At 68.1% G+C, this 1,192-nt stretch carries 1 protein-coding gene; it reads right to left on the bottom strand.

Annotated elements, in window-relative coordinates; all coding sequences use genetic code 11:
- Nucleotides 1-1,110, bottom strand: a protein-coding gene (locus NR072_RS01140) for an IS3 family transposase (protein WP_095354208.1) whose coding sequence is annotated in 2 segments (ribosomal slippage) — nt 1-840 and nt 840-1,110 — 1,111 coding nt annotated over the 2 segments. Because the reading frame shifts where the segments join, the coding sequence is not laid out codon by codon here. This gene is flagged as partial in the annotation.
- Between the last annotated feature and the right edge of the window lie 82 nt (nt 1,111-1,192).

The raw sequence follows: 1,192 nt of genomic DNA, 5'->3' as shown, positions 1-1,192 counted from the left end.
GATGGGTGCACTGCCGAGCGTACTCGGCTGGGGTTAGGTAGCCGAGCGAGGAGTGCCGGCGGTGGTGGTTGTACTCGTCCTTCCAGTCGCCGATGATGACCTGTGCGTGCAGCAGCGAGTAGAAGCTGTTGATGTTGAGGCACTCGTCGCGGATCCGGCTGTTGAACGACTCGACGTACCCGTTGCGCCACGGCGAGCCCGGAGGGATGTAGGACAGGCCGGTGCGGGTGCCGGCCCAGTCGGCCATCGCCTCGCTGATGAACTCCGGCCCGTTGTCCGACCTGAGCACCGCCGGGGCGCCCCGGGCGGCGACGAGGTCCTCGAGGTGGGCGGTGAGTCGGTCGGCGGTAATCGAGCGCTCCACGAGCCCGCCGATGCACTCCCGGGTGTGTTCGTCGACGATCGAGCAGATCTTGATCGGTCGTCCGTGCTCGTCGGCGTCGAACTGGAAGTCCACCGCCCACACCACGTTCGGCGCGTCCGCCGTCGGCGCGTCGACGGTCGAGGACCCGACGCGCTTGCGTCGACGCCGCTGCGGGACCCGGAGCCCTTCGTCACGCCACAGGCGTTGGATCTTCTTGTGGTTCACCACCCACCCCTCGGCGCGGGCGTCGTGATACGCCCGCCGATACCCGTAGCGGGGATGGTCCTTCGCCCAGGCGCGCAGCCACTCCCTGAGCGCCCGATCCGGGTCCGCGACCGTGTCGCCCTTGAGCGGTCGCCGGTACGCGGAGCGGCTCAGCCCGACCAGACGGCACGCCATCCGTTCGCTCACCCGCAACTTGCGCTTGAGGTGATCGACGGCGGCGCGGCGCCTGTCCGGGCTTAGAAGTTTCCCTCAGCCAGCTCCTTGAGCGCGGCCTTCTCCAGCTCCGCTTCCGCGAGCAGACGCTTCAGGGTCGCGTTCTGCTTCTCCAGCTCCTTCAGGCGCTTTGCGTCGTCGGCCTTGAGGCCGCCGTACTGGTTCCGCCACCGGTAGTACGTCTGCTCGGACACCCCGAGCTCCCGGCACACCGCCGCGACGTCCTGACCATCGGCGAGCATCCTGTCGGCCTGCCCGAGCTTACGGACGACCTGCTCGGGGGTGTGACGCTTCCTGCTGTTCGTCATGATCTGACCAGTCTCCCTGCCCGCGACCGCGGGCAACAGGACGACTCTCATAACGACTGGACCTACGAAACGGGGTCAGCCC

Origin of the sequence: Micrococcus sp. Mcc89 (genome assembly GCF_024519795.1) — a bacterium.
In the GTDB taxonomy this organism is placed as follows: domain Bacteria; phylum Actinomycetota; class Actinomycetes; order Actinomycetales; family Micrococcaceae; genus Micrococcus; species Micrococcus luteus.
The sequence above is the reverse complement of the archived record's forward strand: the minus strand, read 5'-3'. Positions and strand labels throughout refer to the sequence as shown.